Origin of the sequence: Carnobacterium inhibens subsp. inhibens DSM 13024 (genome assembly GCF_000746825.1) — a bacterium.
GTDB classification, from domain to species: domain Bacteria; phylum Bacillota; class Bacilli; order Lactobacillales; family Carnobacteriaceae; genus Carnobacterium_B; species Carnobacterium_B inhibens.
This window is the reverse complement of record NZ_JQIV01000006.1, coordinates 1,775,155-1,797,725: the sequence shown is the minus strand read 5'-3', so window position 1 is coordinate 1,797,725 and position 22,571 is coordinate 1,775,155. Positions and strand designations below refer to the sequence as shown.

Genomic DNA, 22,571 nt, shown 5'->3' with positions numbered 1-22,571 from the left:
AAATATGATACAAACTATTCTTTAATTGATTGAGACTCTGCTGCCAGACCTTTTTGAACACCTGGTCGTTCTGCAATGCGCTGAGACCATTCTAAGAGATGGGTATATTCATCTAGATTCAAAAATTCATATGATCCTTCATATAATTTTCCTAAAGCTAAACGGCCGTACCAAGACCATATAGCAATATCTGCGATGGTATAGGCATCGCCAGCTATATAAGGTCGGTTTGCTAAGGTTTTATCTAGTAAATCTAACTGACGCTTCGTTTCCATCGTGAAGCGATCAATCGGGTATTTCATAGGCTCAGGAGCATAAGCGAAAAAGTGGCCAAATCCTCCACCAACATAAGGACCTGCTCCCATTTGCCAGAATAACCAATTAAGAGTTTCAGTCCGACCGTGAATAGTTGTCGGAATGAGTTGGTTAAATTTCTCCGCTAAGTAAAGAAGAATAGAACCTGATTCAAAAATATCCAAACGAGGACTTTGACTTTGATCAACAAGAGCTGGAATTTTAGAATTAGGATTGATCTCAACAAAATCTGAACCAAATTGGTCCCCTTCGCCAATATTGATAGTATATAAGTCATAATCTGCGCCTTCCGCACCCAACTCTTTCAGCTCTTCGAACATAATTGTAACTTTAATGCCATTCGGTGTTCCTAATGAATAGAGTTGAAACGGAGCATCTCCAACTGGTAATTTTTGTTCGAAACGACTCCCAGCTGTGGGACGATTGCCACCTTTTTTTGAATTCTCTTCTTCCCACTGCCACACTTTTGGTAATTCATATGCTGTCATCTTACCACTCCTCATAAAATTTATTCGTAACTTCATCATACTACTCATGCACCAATATGCCCAAATTTTAGCCTTTGCATTTACTTATACTAAAATTCTTATTGATGCATTAAAACAGCTACAATGAACATAACTAAACATACTCTATCTATAAATCTGTCTTTTCTCCATTAACACTAAACTCAATTATTTCCGCAATTTTATAATCATCTCTGTGTTCAATCACGTAAGCAACTTCATAAAGTTCTCCATCTACGTCTAGCTCGTGCTGTACAAAGGTAGTTAAATTTCCCTCATCTAAACTAGATCTACTGCTAGAATGTTCGATTTTTTCCCCCACGATGTTTTTTTCAATAATCTCAGTAGTTAATTTACTATAAGCCTCTGACAAAATAGCATAATTCCCATTATCACCATGCACTTTTGCATCCCAAATCTCTAACCAATCAAAATATAACTCTTCAGGATCTTCTCCGTATTCTTCAGCTATCTCGTATACAGTCTCCCGATCACCTGAGAAATCATCTATAGCATTTAATCTAGTTATAATGATATCGTACCACTCCAGGTCTTCTTCGGTAAGATGTCTTAATCTAGTTACTTCTGGATAAAAAGTTGTTGTCATTTCATCGGCTACAATACTTTTTTCTTCAGTTTCTTCAACTGCCTCTACAGCCTCATCTGTTGTATTCTCTGAGCTTTCTTCCATGTCAGTTGCTGCAGAACAAGCACCTAGCACCAACCCTAACGATACAATTAATATCAATTTATTAACAAAAAATCCCATTCTCTTTCTCCCCCTAAAATAGTAAATCAAAAATATCATACTTAATAATTACAATTGACTGTTAGTTTATCACTAAACTTAATTATATTTCTAGGGTATCTGCAAAACTCTGTTCACAAGTATAATTTACTTTAATTATTCTCAATATTTATACCGTATATATGCATTATTGTACTAAAATCCTAAATGATTTATATCAATAACAGCAGAAAAAGTCGGAGATAAGCCATCATTTAACAATGGATTATCTCCGTCTTTATTAGTTTTCATTACAGTGTAAAAATCGTGAATGCTAAATAACTACTCATCCGTTGCACTGCTATGATAGTTAATTTCAGTTAATAATCTCCCCTTTATTCTTAGCTAATCTTTCATCCCATTCCTGTCGTTCTGAATGAGTCAGTTTTTCCCAATCTGTTACTTCTCCCAAAACTTTTAGAGGGTTTTGGGAGCGATAAGAACGTGTTAGGTTACCAGGGAATTTCTTGTCAGTTACATTAGGGTCGTTTTCAAATTCACCGGTAGGTTCTATGATATAAACACGTTCTATTCCTTCACCTTTTGATAATGCTGCAGCAAGTCCCGCACCATTGATATTTGCTGTGAAATAGATGTGGTTCATTTTAAGATCTTTTTCGTAATTTGATTTCTTACCCGCTGTTAGCAAATCGCCAACTTGCAAATCTGCCTTTGACCCATGATAAAAAGGACCAGCGTCAGTCGGTCTACCTTGACATGAATGAAACAATTCACTATTTTTTCTAGCATTTGTAGTATCATTCATTGCTTCATAACATTTAGCGATAGTTAAATATAAAGTTGGATAAGCACTCTTAACATCATCATCATTAATTTTTAGAGCCAGGGCCAATGATTTTTCCATCCATTTTAACTTATCGTCGACATTATTTTGTCTTAATCCTAAATGATAAGCTGCAATAAATCTTTCATAGTCGTCACTTGTTTGGTTCCATGCTTCAATAAAAGCTTCGATGGCATCATCCAAATTTCCACTTTCTTCTAGAGCCATCCCTTTCATACAGAGCTGGATAATAGGATTACTTGGGTCAAATTTCATCCTCATTTTATTTTTCCTCCTATTTAACTAACTAAATTTTTATTTTTACTTATGATATGGTTCTCTCAACACCTTTAACAAACTTTGTTTATTTCGTTAATTCATTTAGTTTACCAACTATTTCTTTGTAGAATATATTTTTGTCAATGAATGCTCCTATTATCAGATTAAACTCTGTTCTTTTTGCCTATCGAGGTAATAGAAAGCACTATAGAAAATAACATGGGCGTGCCTATATGACCTATTCATGCTAGAATAAAATAAGAAACTATTGGAGGATGATATTATTATGAAACAAGAACTTATTGAGATTTGCCTGCGTGTTAGAGATATTGAAGCTACTTTAGACTTTTATACTAATCTATTTGATTTTGAAATTGCCAGTCGCAGAGAATTCCCTGAAGATAAATTTGATTTAGTTTATCTGAATTCTCCTGGTTCTTCTGTACAAATTGAACTCACTTACAATTACGATGCTGAGCCATACAATGTAGGAGACGGCTTCAGTCATTTAGGTGTGACTGTTAGTGACTTAGAAAAAATGCATGAAGTTTGTAAATCTTCTGCTTACCAAACAGGTGATTTAAGAGGACTTTCAGGCGGCACACCCTCTTATTTCTTTGTGACGGACCCTGATGGCTATCGGATTGAAGTAAAGCGCGCAAAATAATTTTTCGAATCTTTTAAAAGTAAGCATGTTGGTTATTGCCAATGTGCTTACTTTTTTTAATTCCTTCTTATCATTATCCGCATTTAACTGATTAACAAACATTCTAAACCATTTCGTTTAGATAATTTTCAATACTTCAATCGCGTAGATCCCTAATATTATCTTGCATATATAAATCACTCTTTATCACCACTCAAGATTTATTGTTAATTCATTACTATTTAAAAACCTCATTTACTTATGATACGGTTCTCCGTGTTATACCTAAGTGAGGTTTTTACTATAATTGATATAATTCTATTTTTTTAATGAGCTACTTTTTACAGTTTTCCTTCACTGCTTTTATCATGTACCCAACGATTTTGAAATATTTTTGGATAAAACGAATGGACTTGGGTGTGTGGAAGGAGCCAACAGCGTTTGAGTCTGCTGTTGGCTCCCTTAATCATATATTGGTTTAGTTTATTTATAATGTGTTGATTAAGTGTTATATAAATCAGAGTTAAACAGAAAGACAGTAAATTAAAATAGGCTATCTTCATTTAGAACTCTTTTATACTCGACCAATATTTCCTTCTCATAAATATCTTCAACATGCTTCTTATGTTGAACTTCGTTCCTAATGTTTTGGACACTTCTAAAACCTAAATCAATTAGCCCAGGATAATTTACAGTCATTAAAAAAACACCTATAAACTGGGGTGAACCAGGTCCACTTTTAATTGTAGCGTGTGCTACATCTACAGCAGAAAAGGATGCTGCAGATATTAATAATAGCCTTGCCAACTCTCTATTATTTGCAATAGGCAAACTTTCTTTGATTTCTTTACCGTAGAAAAAGTGCTGCTTATAAAACCAATAGGATCTTATCAAAGTTTCATAAATTAAAATTGGAATTAATTGCGCTGTGAAAGCTCGAACATCATATCCTTGTTTAAACATCCATTCAGATACCTGAGCTATTGTCATGTCTTGCTTTCTTTCGCTTACCTTGATATGTCCAAATTGTAATTTTTGTAGAGCAGACCATCCTGGTACGGGCAAACCACTACCCCTACCTTTTGAAGTGCTACTGCCAGCTATATCACTCATAGTGTGACCAAACCAATTTTCTGTCGCCTTGATAATTTGTTCTATCGGATTACTACCTAAGTCTTTATTAATGTTATCTGTGACGACTCTCTGAATATCACCTTTAACATCTCTAAATGTAGTCTTTCCAGTTATCTGGTCAATAATACCCACTAACAAACCTAATAGGCTAGGCTCATGTGCTAAAGACAATAGGTGATGGTTATCTGGTCTCAATCCAACATTTAAATTACCACCACGAACTTTATTTGTAGCGGCGTCATAATTAACTGGATGGAGCTTTTCTAACCATTTTGTACTATCTGCTGTCTCCCATTTTCGAGTTGTTTTTTGACCATCTTTAGCGACGGTTACAATACCTTCACTTACATCAGCAATTTTTTTTCTTATTCTATTTTTTGCTTCTTCAGTAGTTGCTCTTTTTTCCTGATTTTTCAGATCAGTAATTCTTTCAATTTTACCATATGCCTTTACCATTTTACTAAAGCCATCATCTACAATTTTTTGAAGTCCTGTAGCATCTGTGCCTGTTTTAATAGTTCCAATAAAAATAGCATCAATTAAACCTGCTATAACCCCTGCTGACGCTGCAAACGCATAATCCTCTTTATCTAATGTTAATAGCTCAAATTTTTCTACCATTTGCTGTGAAATTTCTACAAACTCAACATCCGAAAACATAGAAACAAATGGATGAGATAAATCTATATCATGATCTTTTGCATAAGCATCATTGATTGCAACTGCTTCCTGCCAGTCGAATGATAGTTCAGGAGTTTCAATTAATGTAAGCTTCTCAAGTATAGGTTCATTAACATTAGTTAAATCATTAAATTTTGCTAGTAAATCATTATTATTCGCACTAGTTGGTTCATTTAGAGATAGTTCTAATTCTTGCAAAAGAGCCTTTTGAGCAGATAATGAGTCATCCATAGAAATATTCAACTTATTTAAATTTTTTTTTGCGTGTTCAATTTCATTATTGGCGTTATTGCGTAATTTAATATCAACTGAAAGCATTTCTGCAGCACTATCCATAGCTTTGAGGTATTCTCGATCTTTTCGATTTAACAATTTATTTATCCTCACTAAATAGCGATTTTAGAGAATTGAAACCTTTTTTGGCCATTACTTTTCCTTGAACCACGGTAGAAGCCGCCGTTTCATTGTATTTAATGCTTTCCAAAATAGCACTTGCATTTTTAAGTTTTTCTATATCTTCTACAGTGACTTCCTTGTTTATCCAGCGTTTACCCGATTCATCTTCATAATAGACCTCATTAATAATTTTAATATATTGTACTTTATTAATGTCCGATTCAACTAACTCTTCAAACTTTTCAATATTTAATTCTTCTGGTAGAGCAGTTAAACAGCTCTCTAACTCCATAAAACCTTGCTCTTTTTCAATAATTTTACCTGACTCTGAAATATTTTTTGCACGATTACTCATAATTTGCAATTTATTTGCTATTTCAAAAATTTGATCATTCTTTTGTTGAAGCAGCTCTCCACTTTTAGTAACAATTGCTTTGGTTAATTGTTGATGCTCAATAATTTTTTCAGTTAGTCCGTTTATGCTGCCCATTAAATAATTCAAGTCATCTAAAATGTATACATTACCCGCTCTTAACATAGTTATCCTATTGGTTAATGCCTCTTGTTTGAAGCTATACTTCTCTAATTCACTAGTTCCCGCAAAATATTTTACTCCCTTGTATGCCCCATATGCCCCCGCTGCTACAGTGGCTACTCCTAAAAGTACACCACCAGTGGTTCCAAAAGCAAGAGCCCATAATCCACCTGATACTCCCGCACCCATGCCGGAAACTGCACCAGTAATCGCTAGAGCTCCTAATGAAATACCTGCTCCAGTAGCTAAAGCTACCAACTCTGTTGTCATAGCTTTAATCTGATTGTTATCTAACTTTTCTGTATAAATTCTCTCATTAAGTATTATTCTTCTTACAGTAAATTCTACTTGCTTTTTATCTACATTCAATTTATCAAAAATTAAAACTAACGAGTCAGATTCGTTCCATTTATCTAATATATCTTTATTCATTGAAACAAGATCCATTCCTAAAGATTGAAAAATAATAGGTGCCGAAATATTGTCAACTTCTAATTCATTCCGTAAATATTTAATGAGTATGTCAATATCTTCAGCATTATCTTGGAATCGATATTTTCTTAATTCATCGGCAATTTGCTTTGACACCTTCACTTTGGTCATTAATGACAGTAATTCTTTGTATTCTTCTGCATCAATAATATTGTCATCCATTCTTAGATAAGCAATAATCACTCTAAAATATAATGTAATGATTTCAGGTCTTAGGTTTTCTAATTGAACAACTTGATTCTTAGACTCAAGACTATCAACTTGCGTTAACATACCTTCTAAAATTGTAGCTATCGTTTCAAATGGAAAACTCATGGTTAAAGTTTCTGAAGTAACATTAATACAACTATCATCTTCATAATAAATTTGCAGACTTTTAGTCTCTGTTAATTTATTATTTTGGTCTAACTCTTTTTCCAGTTCGTATTTAACTCCTTTCATCCCTACAAAAGGAATAACAGATTCTTCATTAAAATTTGATTTTAAGTACAGATGGGTACCTGTGAATACCGCTCCTGCTTTCCCACTCGACATAACAGATGTGTCAATCAATCCTATAATTACAGTCGGATCGACACCTTTTGCTATTGTTTTTGCTGCAGCAACTAATTTTTTAGTATTCTCAAACGGAGAAATACTGATGCCTTGTTGCGGTGACTGAGCTAAGGCTTTCTTTATGTAGGCTTCAGAAGATAACTTTTCAACTACAGCACTTTCTGAATTGGTATCGTTTACAAATCCATTACTATCTGAAATTTTATATCCACACTCGGGACAAAATTTCGCATTTTCATTAAGCTTATTACCACATTCTGGACAAAATTTCATTTTTTTCTCCTAATCTAAATGTATTGTTAATATTTATAAAATGTCACATATTTTGTATAAACAGAAAACTAGTATATAGTGTTCTGACTTATGTATTTTCAATCTACTCAGCAAGCTATCTATTGTTCATTCTAAAATTAGTGGGTTAAAATATTCATCACTTGGTAACATTTAAGATTTAGAACAGATACCCTGGTAGATTAACTTTCTAACTGTACATTACAATTTATCCTCATATATGAAAACCAAATTAACTACTTCTAACAATTTAATACATCCTTCTTTAATAAAGATATTATAACATCAATTTTTAAAATTATTTGTCTTTTTTATATTTTCTAATTTGTCAAATTAAGCTAGACAGAATAGCTTCACTCATGTAGCTCAAATATACTTCCAATGGTGGTTGATACTTCAATAATTTTCTTGGAATATTATTTCTCTTGTCTGCAACGGAGGAAACAAACGAATGGCCGACTTGATTAAAGTCCATTTCTTTTGGCAAGCCATCTTTCCGAAGCAAACCAGTCGAATTATCGTTTAAAGCGCATTGTGATGGTGTGGAATAAGTTTCTTAGAATGACTTGAAACCAGTGATTCATAGCTAGTTCAATATCACTGGCCTTGCATCCATTGGGTCTCAAAATAATAATGACTTTCGACAAGCGTTCCACTAATGTGATGATAACACTTTTATGCTGGATACCTACAATGGTGTCGCCTTCTATATGGCACCATCTACCATCACCATTCGCTTATTAGAATTAATGATACGTGCAAACTAGTCATAGATTCTTGTGGATTTCACTTGAAATCACGCAATGTATCACTTTTTTCCAAAATTTCAGTTAAGGTTATACAAGTCAGCTGAGTCTCATTTTGTAAAAAGTTAAGATATCTGGCACTTCAGTGTAAACTTTTTCAACTGCTATAAAAGAGGTTGATTCTTCCTCTACATGGCTAATGCTAAATTCTTCCGTCTCTAATCGAGATACATTGTAGTTAAACCTTCTCAGACTTACCTCTATATCGTCTGATAATCGTTTAGATACTGACTTGAATAACCTTGTTCACTGGTGCTATTGTAACGTTCTCGGAAATAATTTCTCGGGCTATTTCTTCAGTACCAACCAATATGCATCTTCCTATATTCAAGTAATATATGTTATAATTATCCAAAGGAGGGTTTCAGAATATTTAAAATACATTCAAACCTATCTAATTAGAATGAAGTCTATCAAGAACTTGCAACTATAATTGGTAAGGAAAGAAAATACTTTAAAATTATATGATCTTTATACGTGATTATATATTAATTCCCTTATAAAGCTTTAATCAAAGGCAGGCTTAAAGAAAAAAAAGAATATGATGGAGGAATTAAAATGTATTGTAGAAGCTGTAGATCCGAAGTGAATGAAAATTCTGAATATTGTATGAATTGTGGAAAAAAACCTTTAAACGGTATTGATTTTTGCCATAATTGTGGAACTGAAACGACTGAAGGACAAAAATTTTGTTTAGAGTGTGGAGTGAATCTTAAAAATCTAAAGAAAGCGTCTACTGAGAAAGAAAGTAATTACCACTGCAGACATTGCGGGAACGAAGTTAATGGAAATGCAGAAATTTGTGTTAACTGTGGGAGAAGGCCTTTAACTGGAAATGAATTCTGTCAAAATTGTGGGAATAAAACAACCGATGGCCAAGAAATATGTACTAACTGCGGGGTTCGTTTACAAAGTATAAATTATTCTAACAAGACTTCAAGTTTTAGTTCTAATAGCGATGAAGTTAATGGTTATTATCAAACGGAGTTTCAAAAAATAAAATCTAGTAATGAAGCATACAAAGGGAAATGGAATTGGGCCGCTTTCTTCTTTGGACCATTATGGGCAATGTACAAGGGTATGTGGGGATTAGGCTTAATTGGATTCGCTATTGGAGTGATTCTTTCTCAAACTGTAGTTATACCATTTATTGTTTCGATATTTTTTGCCTCTAGAGGAAACTATTCATACTACAGATTAAAAGAATACGGTGAAGTTTCACCAAATTTTAAAGAGTTATTTTAATTCATATCGATAATAAAATAATTCCTACAGAGTGAGAGTAGTATACTTCAATTAATATTGGAATATTTAATTAAATGCACAGCTGAAAATATTTATTAATTATTAGAGAGTTACATAAAAAAAATAGAACATATTCATCATCTAAATGAATGTGTTCTATTTTTTTAGGTAATATACGTAAAAATATTAACTATTATTTTACTATCCACTTAAAACAAAAATCCTCTTAAGCTTTTGGCTAAAAAATAATAGTCTTTTTATACATAGATAATTCCACACAAACTACATATTTTCATCATCATTTATGGTATGGTTCTTCTCCTTGATGCATCTAAATGAGGTTTTTAATAATTGCCTTTGTTTAATAATATTTATATGAACTTAACGGAGCTGTCTAGTTAAGTGGAGATTGTCCATACTCAATTCATTCTATTAACACATGCAAAAAAAAAACCAATAATAGGGTACATAAATAGCCTTATTATTGGGATGTTATTTTTGCTTGACACTTCTTACTTGTTGGTAGGGAGTGGGGCTTTTTATTTAAATTATTCTAACGTGGATAGATCAATTTCCGCTATATAAGGGTTGCTATCTAATGAGAATAGTTCATCTAATTCCAATTCTAGCGGCTTAGTTGTATCAGATATACCAACCGTGCTCTGAGCACCTTCGATTACCCCACTAGGTCTTACTTCTTTTTGTCCAACTCCTAAATCTACACCCTCAACCATAATTGCATCATCAGTTTCAACATCATCTTGAAACCCTTTTAACATGAATGTCATGAACGGGGAAGTTGAATCTTCCGAATTATTGACCCAGTCGTATTCAATGATTAAAGCACTATCTCCTTCATAATCTACACCAAGGCTATATTTTTGAATGGTTAATGTGTATTCTCCTAATTCTATAGGTTCTCCTAAGACAATCTCTTTTCCAGCAGACTCCTCAACTATTTCCTCTACCTCTTCATCAACTTCATCTGTAAGTTCTATTGAACTAAGTATGTTTTCAAATTCATTGCTATAATCTTCGTCTGAATTTGATGCCTTTGTCATAAATAAGCTAATTATTCCATCATAATAATCAAAAATAACTACAGAAGTTTCATACTCTTCGTTGGATACTTCATTATTCAAATTGTACTGGTATGCTGTTTTACCTCCTACGGTTATTTCTGTCTCCGAAATTATATTGAATGATTCAAGATTAGAAGTAAAGCCCTCTACGAAACTCGCTCTTGATACACTATTGGAAATAGTTCCATCTGTCTCCGAATAACTAACCATTAGCATACCATCTTCAGGGTAATAGTATTTCAGGTTATCATCAGATACTTCTTCCGTCCAACTTTCAGGAATTGAATACTCCAAACTATTTATAGAATAGACTTTATAATTTTCATCCACGCTGTTTGTTTCAGTTGTTGATACTTCTTCCGTTGCAACAGCATTTGAACTGCTATTTTGACTATCACTATCAACCTTATCGGTAGAGCAAGCACCCAACACACTTGCAACACTCAAAACCAACAAAAAAACTTTCTTCATTAATCGTTCCTCCTTTTTCTATACGAACTTCATATAGTAACCGCTCTCAAAATAGATTTAAATTGTTTAGGCTTTAATAAAGACATTATAACATCTATTTTTTACTATTATTTGCCTTTTTTATATTTCTCAATACAACTTAATTACAATTGAATATTTTTTCATTATTTGTAATTTTATTACTTAATAAAATTACAGCAGTAGCTTGGGAAAACGATATCATCTATTAGTCCCCATAGAAAGAATTGCATCTTTTTAGGTATTATAGAGTCCACATTCTTATTAACATAGCGGTTGTCTTTTGATTGAAACATATTTCATCCTTCTTTCATTTGTTATTTTAGGCAAAAATAATAGGCCGAGATCCCTGTTTAGGATCTTGGCCTTATTAGTTATCGATACTTCATAACTATAATATATATTTCAAAATACAGAATAAACTCTCTACATAGGTTGTAGAGGCTCTATTCATACTACTCCCTAAAAAATACATTAACTATTTTAAGGTACCTCTTCTTAACTCAGCTGGTGCAGTCCCCAAATCAGGTGGAGAGGGTGAGGTAATGGGTCATGCCTATGCGGTTCAGGTCCTGTACGTTTACTAAATAATCTTTGTTAGTGGTACTAACGCTTGTACTGATGGTATTGCTATTAGCCCGGAGATACTTAATAGCCGTATCCATCGCTTCTTCCGCTTAAGGATTGTAGCCAAGACCGGTTCGTTCAAAACTACTGGAGCCAGAAATCATTGGTGTTTTCAGCTTGAAAACGCCCATCATGCCACTTTTTCCACGCGATATTGTGAAAATGTGTCCTGGTTTATCCGTTCCTTCTGGTATAAGGGTGCCACCTTCCTGTTCAGGAACGTACTCTTCAGAAAAGGTCTCTTTATCAATATATAGAATCAACATAAGAAAATACTCTCTATTAATTTCTTTATTCCTGCTCATCCAAATATCTTTTTACCATCATATCAAAGTGATTTTTTTGACGATTCTTTTCAAAGATTTTTTCAAATATATTATAATATTTCTCATAGATTTGATATGGTTGTTCGACAAATAAATCTTCTTTTATTCTATGTGATCCATCATGTGCAAATTTAATTAGTGAGTCCGCTATTATTTGTTCGTCAGGGTCAAATTCTAGCATTAAATCGTCTAACTTAGTATTACCTAAAAACGTGAAGTATTCTTCTAAAATTCTTCTCATTATGTTAGGCACTGATGATGTTGGAAAATCTTTATACTCATATAGTTCTTTCCATAGCAAATCGTATGAAGATGTAACCGGGTTTTTCTCACATTTCATAATAGATGTGATGCTCTTATTTTTTCTTAGCAAATAAAAATTCGTTAAATTAATATCACTCTTATATGAAATTTCTTTATGAAAATATGTATTATGTGTAGATAAAATTATTTGAGAAATATTTAATGACGCTTTATCCTTAATTAACTTTTTCAGTAGCGAAGACACCACATATAATATAGAACTATCTAAACTTGAAATGGGATCATCTATTACAATAAGTTTATTTTTCTCATTATTCTTAGTTATTGAATGATAAAAATACAGGAATGTAATAAATGTTTTTTCCCCTTCGCTTAGAGTGTTTAAAACAGGTTCACCACTTTCTCGTATTAATTGATAGTAGGAATTGTCGACGGGATTAATTGTAAAATTGTGAAATCCAAACAATCTTAATTGTTTATTCAGATCTTCAGCAGTGAATCCTATACCTTCAATTTTTGTTTTTATTTCATTTATTCTTTTATTAATGTTATCAATATATTCAGTTTTTGTATTAATTCCTCGTTCTAAACCATTACATTTATTTCTGATTTTTCTTATACCACTATCATACTTACTTGTCTCAAAATTAACTTCTTTAATGAAATACATTTTCGCTTGATATTTAAGTTGCTCTCTATAATTTTTTCTATCTCGAAATTTCTCATTTTGATCATTAACAGAAAGATTAGACTCCATTATTAAGTCATTGATCTTTGAAATTGAATTTTGAAATAACGATAAATTTATTACGTTTGAAGGATTTAGCTCTTTCTCACTAATTTTCTTTTCATTTTCCGCATTCACGATATCAATTTCATTAGCTATAATTATAAGTTTTTGGTCATCTATAAATTCATGATTCTTTATTTCATTTATAGTGCTTATAATTCTTTTGTAGAAATCTTTATATTCTCTAATTGACTTATCTAATTTTTCAATACTATATTTGTAGTTATCATCAAAATAATTAGCTAATCCTTCTAATATATTCTCTGTTAAATCTTGTTGACATAATGGACATTTCTCAAGGTTATTTTTCTCAATAACATCTTTTCCGGTTGATACCCATCCATCTATATGTAAAGAACTAATCAATTCACCAAAGTCTACATCATTTGTTCCAACAATAGATTCTTGAAAGATTCCTAAAGATGGTTTTTCCGTGTCATTAATAACATCTATTTCATTTACTTCAGAAATATTTTCATTGAAAACTATATCAACATCTGAAATTAACTTACTCTTTTCAATTAATTCAGTGTCATCTGTAATTTCAGATTTATAAGCAAGGAATTCTTTAAAAAATACTGATTTGCTATTTTTCGCTCCTAATGAAACTTTGTCATATACTGAATGTAATACTCCTTCTGTATTTTTTCGGTACATATGCCATATATATTCTATGTACTCTTCATTTTTATCATTTAACTCTTCTTTAGCAATAACAAGATTATTCTCTAAACTTTCTTTCTGACTAAAATTTTTTTCTAATATATATTCCAAAGATTCAAGCTGCTCTTCATATTGGTTAGCGTCCTCACCTAATGAAAATATCCCAGGTATTTTTTTATCTACTATAACTTCTTCAAGATATTTCTGATTATATACAAATACTTTTGATGGTAAACTTCCTTTATTAGAACAATTTTTAAATCTAACATTATCCATATTACTAATATAATTTGATATAGTTGTTTTTCCCGTGCCATTATTTCCATAAATAAAATTAATTTCATTCAGATTTTCTAATTCTGCTCCTTCATCATTAAAACTGGCAACATTTGATAATTTTATATTTGTAAGCATCTTTATCTCCTATCCTCTTGTAAAGTATACACTGTACTACCAAAAAATCTCCATACCCTTATTTATAGTAGGATATAGAGATTGTAAGTTATCATCATTCGTTTGCAACCCGGATACCATCCCAGTGTTCAGCTTGTTTAATGACTAACTGAATGACTTCGTTGTAGTTACCTGGATATTTATATTTTTTAAGCAATCTTTTAATAGTACGGTGGACATTCGCACGTCCAGATTCTCTCATCATCCAGTCAGAGGTCATTTCTTCTGAAATGGATTCAGCTAATTCTTTTGTTATCTGAATCAGTTGATTATCCGTATAGAAATCTTGGACATTTGCAGGGTTACTTATGGCATGATAGAAAGCCATTTCTGCCCGAGTTAAACCCAAGCTTTTATGCTCTTCTTCTAATGCCAGTGCTTCTTTAGCTAATTTAATTAGCTCTTCTCTTGTATTTCGTAAATTTGTAGCTTTGTATTCATCATAATCTTCATTCACAGTATCCGCTAACCCGACAAATCGATCTAATGTCTCCGCATTATCTACTAAACTTTCTCGATACTTTTTCATAATTCGACGTAGCCGTTCAGAAAATTCATCGCCTTTAACCACATCTGTACGTAAAATAGAACGTATCTCATCACTTAACAATTTATTTAACAACTCAACAGATAAATTTTTCTGTTCCAACTTCTCAATTTTTTCTAAGAAGTTAGGATCAAAAAGACTAAAACCGCGTTCAAAGTCTTGGAAGAGGTTTATCACTCCTTTACTTTGAATCGATTGATGTAATAGCTCACTAATCTGTTCATTAATTTCTTTTTTTGATAATTTCGATGAGGTGCTAGTAATTCGATTGTGACTGATACGAATTGCTTCGATATAAGCTGCTTCTCTTTGTTCTTTATCTGTTGTGACAGATGAACAAAGGGTATGAGCTTGCTTTAATTGGTAGGATTGATCTTTAAAATCTTTTTGCATCTCTACATTCACACTTAGAATATGATTAATACCTTCACGGATTAAGTCTGCCATGTCAGCATCTATTGTTTCTTTTGAAAATATTCTAGAGTAATTAAAGTTATTAAAGAAAACATTTCGACAGACCTCTAGCTTTTCTTGAAACTTAGGATAAGCAGAATCTCGTATATTCGCATTATCAATGGCCTCTTGGTCAGTTTTGGTATAGTTACTCATTGCTTCTTTCAGAGCTTTTCCAATACCAATATAATCAACAATCAATCCGCCTTCTTTCTCCTCAAAGACTCTGTTTACTCGAGCAATTGCCTGCATCAAGTTATGACTTTTCATTGGTTTATAAATATACATCGTAGATAAACTAGGTACGTCAAAACCGGTTAACCACATATCAACCACAATAGCAATTTTCATTGGATCACCATTGTCTTTAAATTTACGAGCTAACTCTCCTCGATCAGTTTTTGAGCCTATTACTTCTTTCCATTCTTCCGGATCATTATTATTGCTAGTCATAACGACTTCAACTTTATCCTGCCACTCTGGACGTAATTCAATCATTCGTTGGTATAGTTTCATACCGATACGGCGATTATAGGCAACAACCATCGCTTTTCCTGTTAATAAATCAGCTCGGTTTTCCTCATAATGTTTGATAATGTCTTTTACTAAAGTATCAATAGCTTGATCGGAACCTAACAATATTTCTAAACGACTAAGTTCTTGTTTGCTTTTCTCAATTTCTGATTCTTCAGCTAGATTAGCGAGTTCATTATACTTAGCATCAATTTGTTTTAACACTTCATCGTTAAGATTTAAATTAATGACTCGATTTTCATAATAAATTGGTTTTGTAGCACCATCTTCTACTGATTGAGACATATCATACACGTCGATATAGCTTCCAAAGACTTCTTGAGTATCTTTATCATTCTCAGTTAAGGGTGTTCCTGTAAACCCAATATAGGTCGCTTCTGGTAAGGATTCTCGAACGATACGTGCCATACCATGTTGAATTTTTCCAACTCGAGACACCTTTTCTCTTAAGCCATATTGAGAGCGGTGAGCTTCATCCGTCATCACAATAACATCTTTCCTGTTCGTCAACGGTTCCTCAGACTCCGCAAACTTCTGCATCGTTGAAAAGAAGATACCGTTTGATTTTCGATCATTGAGTAATTCTTTTAAATGGCTTCGAGAATTTGCTTGTATGGGTGTTTGTCTTAAAAATTCTTGAACACGTGAAAATTGCCCGTAAAGCTGATCATCCAAATCGTTTCGGTCTGTTAGTACTACAAATGTTGGTTGATCAAGAGTGCGTGTCATTAACTGTGTATAAAACACCATAGAAAGTGATTTCCCAGATCCTTGTGTATGCCAAAATACACCCCCACGGCCATTCCCATCTTTCATCGCTTGAAAGGTTGATTGTACTGCTTTATGAACCGCAAAATATTGGTGATACTGTCCCATTATTTTGATTGTATTACCTTCTCTATGTTCAAAAAGAATAAAGTTTTTAAGAATGTCTAACAATCGATCTTTTTTTAAAATACCAGTCAATAACGTACTATAATCTGCATATTTTGTACTCTCATAATTCCCATCCGTTGTCTTCCATTCTTTATACCAGGATTCATTAGAAGTGATGGTTCCTACTTTTGTATGGGTAAAGTCTGAAATAATATTGAATGCATTATAGACAAAGAGTTCTTCAATATCGTGTTGATAATTTTTGATTTGTCGATAAGCGCTTGATATATCTGCTTGGGTAGTTGTGGCAGACTTTAATTCAATCACAATAATAGGAAGCCCATTTAGAAAAATGACAATGTCGGGGCGTTTTTGTTCTTTACCAATCATTGTATATTGGTTGGTAACCATGAAATCATTCTTATCAATATTTTTATAATCCACTAAATGAACTCGAGTCGTTTTTTGTTTACCTTGTTCATAATGACTGACTTCTACACCCTTTTGTAGATAGTCAAAAAAACGTTCATTTCGACTTTCTAACAAACCCGCATCGATATGTAGGATGTGATAAAGCGCTTGTTCAATAACATCCAAAGACACATCCGGATTAATCTGAGCTAAACTATCTTTCAATACTTCCTTTGCAATAGGCCTCTTATAGCTTGAACGAACGATTTCTTGTTGCGGTATAAATTGATAACCTAAATCCTGAATTTCCTTGAGAAAGACATTCTCTAGTCCTTCTTCTAAAAACTTAACTTCTGCCATTGACTCACCTCCTAAATGAAATTGACATTAGGTACCTTCTATTTTGTTGCAATTGCTTCTTCTATTCGAAGTTCTTCTGACATTAATTTAGGGATTAGTGTGTCACGGGTTTCTACTAATTTATTGCTCTCTCTACGTAGATTAATAGAATATAATCTCATATTTTTTAAAGCTTTTAATGTTTTATCCGTTTCAATATTTATAGGCAACATTACTTCAAGATTATTTATATAGTCTTTATTAGCATGTGGTATAGCTGAACCAGTATTTTGGTTTCTAACGAAATCTTGATTAATAAGTAAATACCAATAGATGTATTCGTTGACCATATCATTATCATTTTTAAGCCAACTAAAGGTAGAACCAAGGATTCCATTGTATCCATAATAAATATTCCCCGAGTTTGCTCCATCCATTAACATGAAAACATCAAGGTCATCTATTAGAATACCATCATTACTAGACGCAAATGTAACTTCATTGCTATCTATATATTTTTTTACAAGATATGGTATATAATCTTCTTGCGGCAGATCACTAATATTTTTCGGCTTTTTTCCCTTTACAAATTTAAATAATTCTCCAAACTTCTGAAATTCAAATTTATTCTCTTTAATTAAATCATTTTTCATAAACTCTTTTTCAAAGATAAGCTTTGCTTGTTCTTCAAGGTTTGCAATGATAGCATTATTATTTTCGATTTTATTGTCGAAAGATGATAGGATATTTGCTATTAGCTTCTGCTCTGATAATGGTGGCAGTAAAATTTCAAATTCAGAGAACTCCGTTTTATTGATTATAGGTACTGCCGTTGAAGTTTTGCTTAGATAATTCAGTTTCTTCCCCGCTATTAACATTGAATAATATAAAAACATATAATCTACATTATCATATGGAATTATGCTATTAATTTGTTGATTAGTGACTGTTTCTTTCTTTGTGATCACTACTTTACCTAATTGGGATCCTATACAACTAATAGAGATAGAATTTTTTGGTAGTACCTTATTTTGTACAATTTTTACTCCGACAGAAGATAATTTTCTCTTAGTCTCCCCAACAAATCTTTGCTCCATATCATCAGAAGGTGTGAGAAACAAAAAGTCATTTCCATAATTCTCTTTATTTTTAGTTCCAGGCGTCATCCCAGTAACGATTTTTCCCAAACTACCAATGGTTACCATTTTCCATTCATTATACATCAAAACCAATCCCACCTACTTGTTCTCTAATTTCATCTTCTAATTTGTGAGATTCGCTTATTAAGTCTCCAAGTTCCGCTGTTAAAATTTCCATCTTTTCTTCAAATGAGATACCATCATCTTTCACTTCTTCCATTCCAACATATCTTCCAGGTGTTAATACAAAGTTATTTTGTTCAATTTCTTCTAGACTAGCTTCGTGAACGTATCCTAACTTTTGTACGTTTTCACCTTTCTTAAAACTATGATATGCATTAGCTATATTATCGATATCTTCTATTGATAATTCTCGGTGCGCTCGTGAAATCATATTTCCTAGACTGCGGGCATCAATGAAAAGTGTCTTTCCTTTTCGTTTTTTATTTTTATTGATAATCCAAAGCGACACAGCGATTCCCGTCGAGTAGAATAATTTTCCTGGCATTGAAATAACCGCTTCTACTAAATCATCTTTAATAATATTCGCACGAATTTCCCCTTCTCTACCACCTGAAGATAATGAACCATTCGCTAGAACGAGACCTAATTTCCCATTGGGGGCCAAGTGATAAATCATATGTTGCATCCAGGCAAAGTTGGCATTTCCTTCCGGTGGTGTACCATATTGCCAACGAACATCTTCAGCTAATTTATCGCCTCCCCAATCGCTCATATTAAATGGCGGATTAGCTAAAACATAATCTGCACGCATGCTTTGATGTTGATTATTATAGAAAGTATCTGCTGCACCTTGTCCTAAGTCACCTTCTATACCATGGATCGCTAGGTTCATTTGCGCAAGCTTCCATGTGTTTGCATTTGCTTCTTGTCCATAAATCGACAGTTCATTTATACGACCTTGATGATTTTCGACAAACTTAGCTGATTGGACAAACATCCCACCCGCTCCACAGCATGGGTCATAAACTCGTCCTTCATACGGTTCTAGAATTCCCACTAAAGTTTTTACAATACTTGAAGGTGTATAGAACTCTCCAGCATTCTTACCTTCTAAACTTGCAAATTGCGCAATAGCATATTCATAAGTACGACCTAAAATATCTTTTGAATCTCCATGTTCTTTTAACTTTAAGTTGTTAAATAAATCTACGACTTCTCCTAAACGACGTTTATCTAATTCAGGGCGTGCATAATTTTTTGGTAAAATACCTCTCAACCGATCATTATCTTCCTCAATTGAGATCATTGCTTGATCAATGACCTGTCCAATTTCTGGCTCTGTCGCATGCTTGGCTATGTAGTCCCAACGTGCTTTTTCAGGAACGAAGAATATATTTTCAGCGAGATATTCGTCTCGATCTTCCTCAAAACCGTCGCCTTCTTCGAGCAATTCTTGATATCGTTCTTCAAAGCTATCAGATATATATTTCAAAAAAATTAATCCTAAAACAATATTCTTATATTCTGAAGCATCAATATTTCCTCGTAATTTGTCTGCTGCTTTAAAAATTTCTTTTTCAAAACCTAAATCCGCACTATTTATTACTTCAGCCAATGCAACCGCTCCCTTTTTATGATATATATCACTATTATATCATAGTTGTCTATGCCATCTAAATGCTAATATTAATATGATTTTATAGAAAATTTGATTAATACTCCTATTTATTATCCTCACTTGTAATACATATTTGAATCATGAATTAATGACCTCATTTATGATATGGTTCATTCCTAACAATTTTGAAGCCACGATAGATCTGTTCAATTAAAACTAATCGCATCAATTGATGAGGAAGCGTCATTTTTCCAAATGAGATGGGTGTATTGCTTCTTTTCATTACTGCATCACTTAAACCTAATGACCCACCTATCACAAAAACAATGGTACTTTTCCCTTGAACTCCCAGTTGTTCAATCTCTTTTGCAAATTCTTCTGAAGTTCGTTGTTTCCCTTCAATAGCTAATGCAAAAACAAATGCTTGATCTGGAATTTTCGCTAAAATCCGTTCGCCTTCTTTTTCTTTGACTTGTACCATTTCAGCTTCACTTAATTTCTCAGGTGCTTTTTCATCCGGCACTTCAATTAATTCCATTTTACAATAGGCTGATAATCGTTTAGCATATTCTGCAATTCCCATTTTTAAATATTTTTCTTTTAATTTACCCACAGTTATTATTTTGATGTTCAAAAGTTATCCTCCTATAATCACAGGTTATCCACAAAAGTTATCCACATGTCCACAACTTCATATCATTATCTAGTGGTAGAATGCTTGTTCGACACTACATATATTGCATCCTGCTCGCAATAACCGCATTTATGTTTTGAGTTATCAACAAGCAATAATTGGTCTAGCACCGGCATTTCAAAACCGCCATAAACTGCGTCATCTAAAGCTTCTTCTATATGTTCTTGGCACGCTAAAATTTTATCCATCCACAACACCTTCCTGATTTTGTGGATAACTTTTTTTGTCTCCACATACCTATTTATATTATTTTACAGCACTTATCCACAATGTTCAAAACTTTTTATTTTTACTTGTCCACAAAAAACCAAAAAAATCCTTTCTAAATTGGTTTATTTAGAAAGGATTTTTTATTATTTCATTTATATTCTTATAAACTCGTTTCAGCAGCAGTCATTGTGACTGTAGCTTTTTGTAATTCACCATTGCGATAAAATTCAATTTCAATTTCTTTACCTAGCTCTGAAGCATAGATTTCTTTACGTAAGGAAATGGAGTCTGTAACTTCTACACCGTTGAATTTTACAATAACATCGTATTGTTCTAATCCTCCTATTTCAGCAGCAGATCCTGATTGAACTTCCGCAACTACAATACCAGAAGAAATTTCTTCAGGTAATTTCAAGACTGTTTCTTGTTGTTGTTCAGATATTTCACTTAAATCCAATAAGCTAATTCCCAATACCGGACGAACAACTTCACCATTTGCTTCCAATTGATTAATGATGCTAACAACGTCATTGCTTGGAATAGCAAATCCCATTCCTTCGACAGTATCACTAGAGATTTTCATTGAATTGATTCCAATTACTTGACCAGCTATATTGATCAAAGCACCACCAGAATTACCTGGATTGATAGCTGCGTCGGTTTGAAGAGCTGTAACTTCCCAATCTACTACGCCATCGCCTGTAATATCCGTCTCAACACTTCTATTTTTAGCAGAAATGATCCCTTGGGTTACTGAAGAAGCAAAGTTTGTACCTAAAGGAGAACCTATCGCAATTGAAGGTTCACCAACTTTTAAGGCATCAGAATCACCAAAAGTAGCAACAGTTGTTACTTTTTCAGATGGAATAGATAATACCGCTAAATCTGTCCAAATATCTGTTCCAATTAACTCAGCTTCAACTTTTGTTCCATCTTTTAAAATAACTTCAATGGCATCGGAACCATCGATAACATGATTATTAGTTACAACATAAGCCGTATCATTATCTTTTTTATAGATAACTCCACTACCTTCTCCAGCTGTTTCTAAACTGCCTTCTTCTTGCATGCTTTCATCGGTTTCAAATGCACCACCGAATCCATTACTTGATTGAGATTGCATATTTACAACTGAAACGACTGCATCTTCTACTTTGGCTACAGCTTCTGTAACGTCAGAAGTCACATCCACACTCACATTAGTTGTAACGACTTCACCGGTATCTTTATCAACCATACCTGTACTTGTATTGGTATTGATACCATCATCAGTAGCTGCCAAGTATCCTCCACCTAAAGCTGCTACAACTAAACCACCGACCAGCCCTCCAATAATGCCACTTTTCCATGAACTTTTTTTCTTGCTTTTTTCAGGAGAAGATTCAGTATTTGTTATTCTGCTATCTTTTTGATTTTTTAATGGTTGTTCTTCTTTTTCATGTAACGGCAAATTTGGTTGATCGTGTTTGTTCTCATCACTCATTGCATTCACCCCTCATAATAATTTCTCGTTTTCTTTGATATGTCTAGCATACTCATTACATTTGAATTTTATATGAAACTTCTTGGATATTTTTATTAAATTACTAATTAATTTTACCATTAATTCTTTATTACAGGTAATAATAGCCCCAATGACT

Annotated in this window: 16 protein-coding genes and 1 pseudogene; 2 read left to right on the top strand and 15 right to left on the bottom strand. The window is 33.0% G+C overall.

Annotation, left to right across the window (positions count from 1 at the left end):
* Positions 1–14 precede the first annotated feature (14 nt).
* The 3 genes from yghU to arr form a co-directional block, all read right to left on the bottom strand.
* Positions 15–803: a glutathione-dependent disulfide-bond oxidoreductase gene (yghU, locus tag BR65_RS09795; protein WP_023176522.1), complete on the bottom strand. Its 789-nt coding sequence runs from the start codon at positions 801–803 to the stop codon at positions 15–17.
* A 148-nt stretch (positions 804–951) separates the two neighbouring features.
* On the bottom strand, positions 952–1,590 hold the full coding sequence (locus BR65_RS09790; RefSeq protein WP_034538025.1) for a hypothetical protein: 639 nt from the start codon (positions 1,588–1,590) through the stop codon (positions 952–954).
* 334 nt (positions 1,591–1,924) lie between these two features.
* Positions 1,925–2,674, bottom strand: a complete 750-nt coding sequence (gene arr, locus BR65_RS09785; protein WP_034538024.1) for an NAD(+)--rifampin ADP-ribosyltransferase — start codon at positions 2,672–2,674, stop codon at positions 1,925–1,927.
* A 283-nt stretch (positions 2,675–2,957) separates the two neighbouring features.
* Here arr and gloA point away from each other — a divergent pair, with 283 nt between their 5' ends.
* Positions 2,958–3,338, top strand: a complete 381-nt coding sequence (gene gloA / locus BR65_RS09780) for a lactoylglutathione lyase (protein WP_034538023.1) — start codon at positions 2,958–2,960, stop codon at positions 3,336–3,338.
* A 522-nt stretch (positions 3,339–3,860) separates the two neighbouring features.
* Here gloA and BR65_RS09775 read toward each other — a convergent pair.
* From BR65_RS09775 to BR65_RS13990, 3 genes and pseudogenes are all read right to left on the bottom strand, one after another.
* Positions 3,861–5,504, bottom strand: a complete 1,644-nt coding sequence (locus tag BR65_RS09775; protein WP_051932739.1) for a hypothetical protein — start codon at positions 5,502–5,504, stop codon at positions 3,861–3,863.
* Position 5,505: 1 nt separating this feature from the next.
* Positions 5,506–7,383 (bottom strand): zinc-ribbon domain-containing protein, encoded by a 1,878-nt coding sequence (locus BR65_RS09770; protein ID WP_034538022.1) that lies wholly within the window; start codon positions 7,381–7,383, stop codon positions 5,506–5,508.
* A gap of 346 nt (positions 7,384–7,729) precedes the next feature.
* A pseudogene (locus BR65_RS13990) lies at positions 7,730–8,114 on the bottom strand (transposase family protein); the annotation flags it as partial.
* Positions 8,115–8,765: 651 nt separating this feature from the next.
* On the opposite strand from BR65_RS13990, the gene BR65_RS09765 reads away from it, so the two are divergent.
* The gene (locus BR65_RS09765) at positions 8,766–9,452 is read left to right on the top strand and encodes a double zinc ribbon domain-containing protein (RefSeq protein ID WP_034538021.1); all 687 of its coding nucleotides are present in this window, start codon (positions 8,766–8,768) and stop codon (positions 9,450–9,452) included.
* A gap of 548 nt (positions 9,453–10,000) precedes the next feature.
* Here BR65_RS09765 and BR65_RS09760 read toward each other — a convergent pair.
* The 9 genes from BR65_RS09760 to BR65_RS09720 all read right to left on the bottom strand — a co-directional run bounded on the left by BR65_RS09760 (position 10,001) and on the right by BR65_RS09720 (position 22,414).
* Positions 10,001–11,005: a DUF5067 domain-containing protein gene (locus BR65_RS09760; RefSeq protein ID WP_034538020.1), complete on the bottom strand. Its 1,005-nt coding sequence runs from the start codon at positions 11,003–11,005 to the stop codon at positions 10,001–10,003.
* A 695-nt stretch (positions 11,006–11,700) separates the two neighbouring features.
* Positions 11,701–11,955 carry a hypothetical protein gene (locus BR65_RS09755; protein ID WP_156098862.1) on the bottom strand — a complete coding sequence of 85 codons (255 nt, stop codon included), beginning with the start codon at positions 11,953–11,955 and terminating at the stop codon, positions 11,701–11,703.
* Positions 11,942–14,107, bottom strand: a complete 2,166-nt coding sequence (locus BR65_RS09750) for an AAA family ATPase (protein WP_034538018.1) — start codon at positions 14,105–14,107, stop codon at positions 11,942–11,944. Before BR65_RS09750 ends, BR65_RS09755 begins: the two co-directional genes overlap by 14 nt.
* 94 nt (positions 14,108–14,201) lie before the next feature.
* Positions 14,202–17,327 carry a type I restriction endonuclease subunit R gene (locus BR65_RS09745; RefSeq protein WP_034538017.1) on the bottom strand — a complete coding sequence of 1,042 codons (3,126 nt, stop codon included), beginning with the start codon at positions 17,325–17,327 and terminating at the stop codon, positions 14,202–14,204.
* Positions 17,328–17,365: 38 nt separating this feature from the next.
* Positions 17,366–18,529, bottom strand: coding sequence for a restriction endonuclease subunit S (locus tag BR65_RS13660; RefSeq protein WP_081901376.1), 1,164 nt, complete (start codon positions 18,527–18,529; stop codon positions 17,366–17,368).
* Entirely contained in the window at positions 18,522–20,024 is a 1,503-nt protein-coding gene (locus BR65_RS09735) for a type I restriction-modification system subunit M (RefSeq protein WP_034538016.1), read from the bottom strand. The genes BR65_RS13660 and BR65_RS09735 overlap by 8 nt, the downstream gene beginning before the upstream one ends.
* Positions 20,025–20,181: 157 nt before the next feature.
* Positions 20,182–20,661: a 23S rRNA (pseudouridine(1915)-N(3))-methyltransferase RlmH gene (gene rlmH / locus BR65_RS09730; RefSeq protein WP_023176518.1), complete on the bottom strand. Its 480-nt coding sequence runs from the start codon at positions 20,659–20,661 to the stop codon at positions 20,182–20,184.
* Between the two features lie 65 nt (positions 20,662–20,726).
* Positions 20,727–20,909 (bottom strand): CxxH/CxxC protein, encoded by a 183-nt coding sequence (locus BR65_RS09725; protein WP_023176517.1) that lies wholly within the window; start codon positions 20,907–20,909, stop codon positions 20,727–20,729.
* 182 nt (positions 20,910–21,091) lie between these two features.
* The gene (locus BR65_RS09720; protein ID WP_034538015.1) at positions 21,092–22,414 is read right to left on the bottom strand and encodes a S1C family serine protease; all 1,323 of its coding nucleotides are present in this window, start codon (positions 22,412–22,414) and stop codon (positions 21,092–21,094) included.
* Positions 22,415–22,571 lie beyond the last annotated feature (157 nt).

Coding starts and splice junctions, on each gene's coding strand:
- yghU (WP_023176522.1), bottom strand. CDS start 803: ATGACAGCATATGAATTACCAAAAGTGTGGCAGTGGGAAGAAGAGAAT.
- BR65_RS09790 (WP_034538025.1), bottom strand. CDS start 1,590: ATGGGATTTTTTGTTAATAAATTGATATTAATTGTATCGTTAGGGTTG.
- arr (WP_034538024.1), bottom strand. CDS start 2,674: ATGAGGATGAAATTTGACCCAAGTAATCCTATTATCCAGCTCTGTATG.
- gloA (WP_034538023.1), top strand. CDS start 2,958: ATGAAACAAGAACTTATTGAGATTTGCCTGCGTGTTAGAGATATTGAA.
- BR65_RS09770 (WP_034538022.1), bottom strand. CDS start 7,383: ATGAAATTTTGTCCAGAATGTGGTAATAAGCTTAATGAAAATGCGAAA.
- BR65_RS09765 (WP_034538021.1), top strand. CDS start 8,766: ATGTATTGTAGAAGCTGTAGATCCGAAGTGAATGAAAATTCTGAATAT.
- BR65_RS09760 (WP_034538020.1), bottom strand. CDS start 11,005: ATGAAGAAAGTTTTTTTGTTGGTTTTGAGTGTTGCAAGTGTGTTGGGT.
- BR65_RS09755 (WP_156098862.1), bottom strand. CDS start 11,955: ATGAGCAGGAATAAAGAAATTAATAGAGAGTATTTTCTTATGTTGATT.
- BR65_RS09750 (WP_034538018.1), bottom strand. CDS start 14,107: ATGCTTACAAATATAAAATTATCAAATGTTGCCAGTTTTAATGATGAA.
- BR65_RS09745 (WP_034538017.1), bottom strand. CDS start 17,327: ATGGCAGAAGTTAAGTTTTTAGAAGAAGGACTAGAGAATGTCTTTCTC.
- BR65_RS13660 (WP_081901376.1), bottom strand. CDS start 18,529: ATGTATAATGAATGGAAAATGGTAACCATTGGTAGTTTGGGAAAAATC.
- BR65_RS09725 (WP_023176517.1), bottom strand. CDS start 20,909: ATGGATAAAATTTTAGCGTGCCAAGAACATATAGAAGAAGCTTTAGAT.
- BR65_RS09720 (WP_034538015.1), bottom strand. CDS start 22,414: ATGAGTGATGAGAACAAACACGATCAACCAAATTTGCCGTTACATGAA.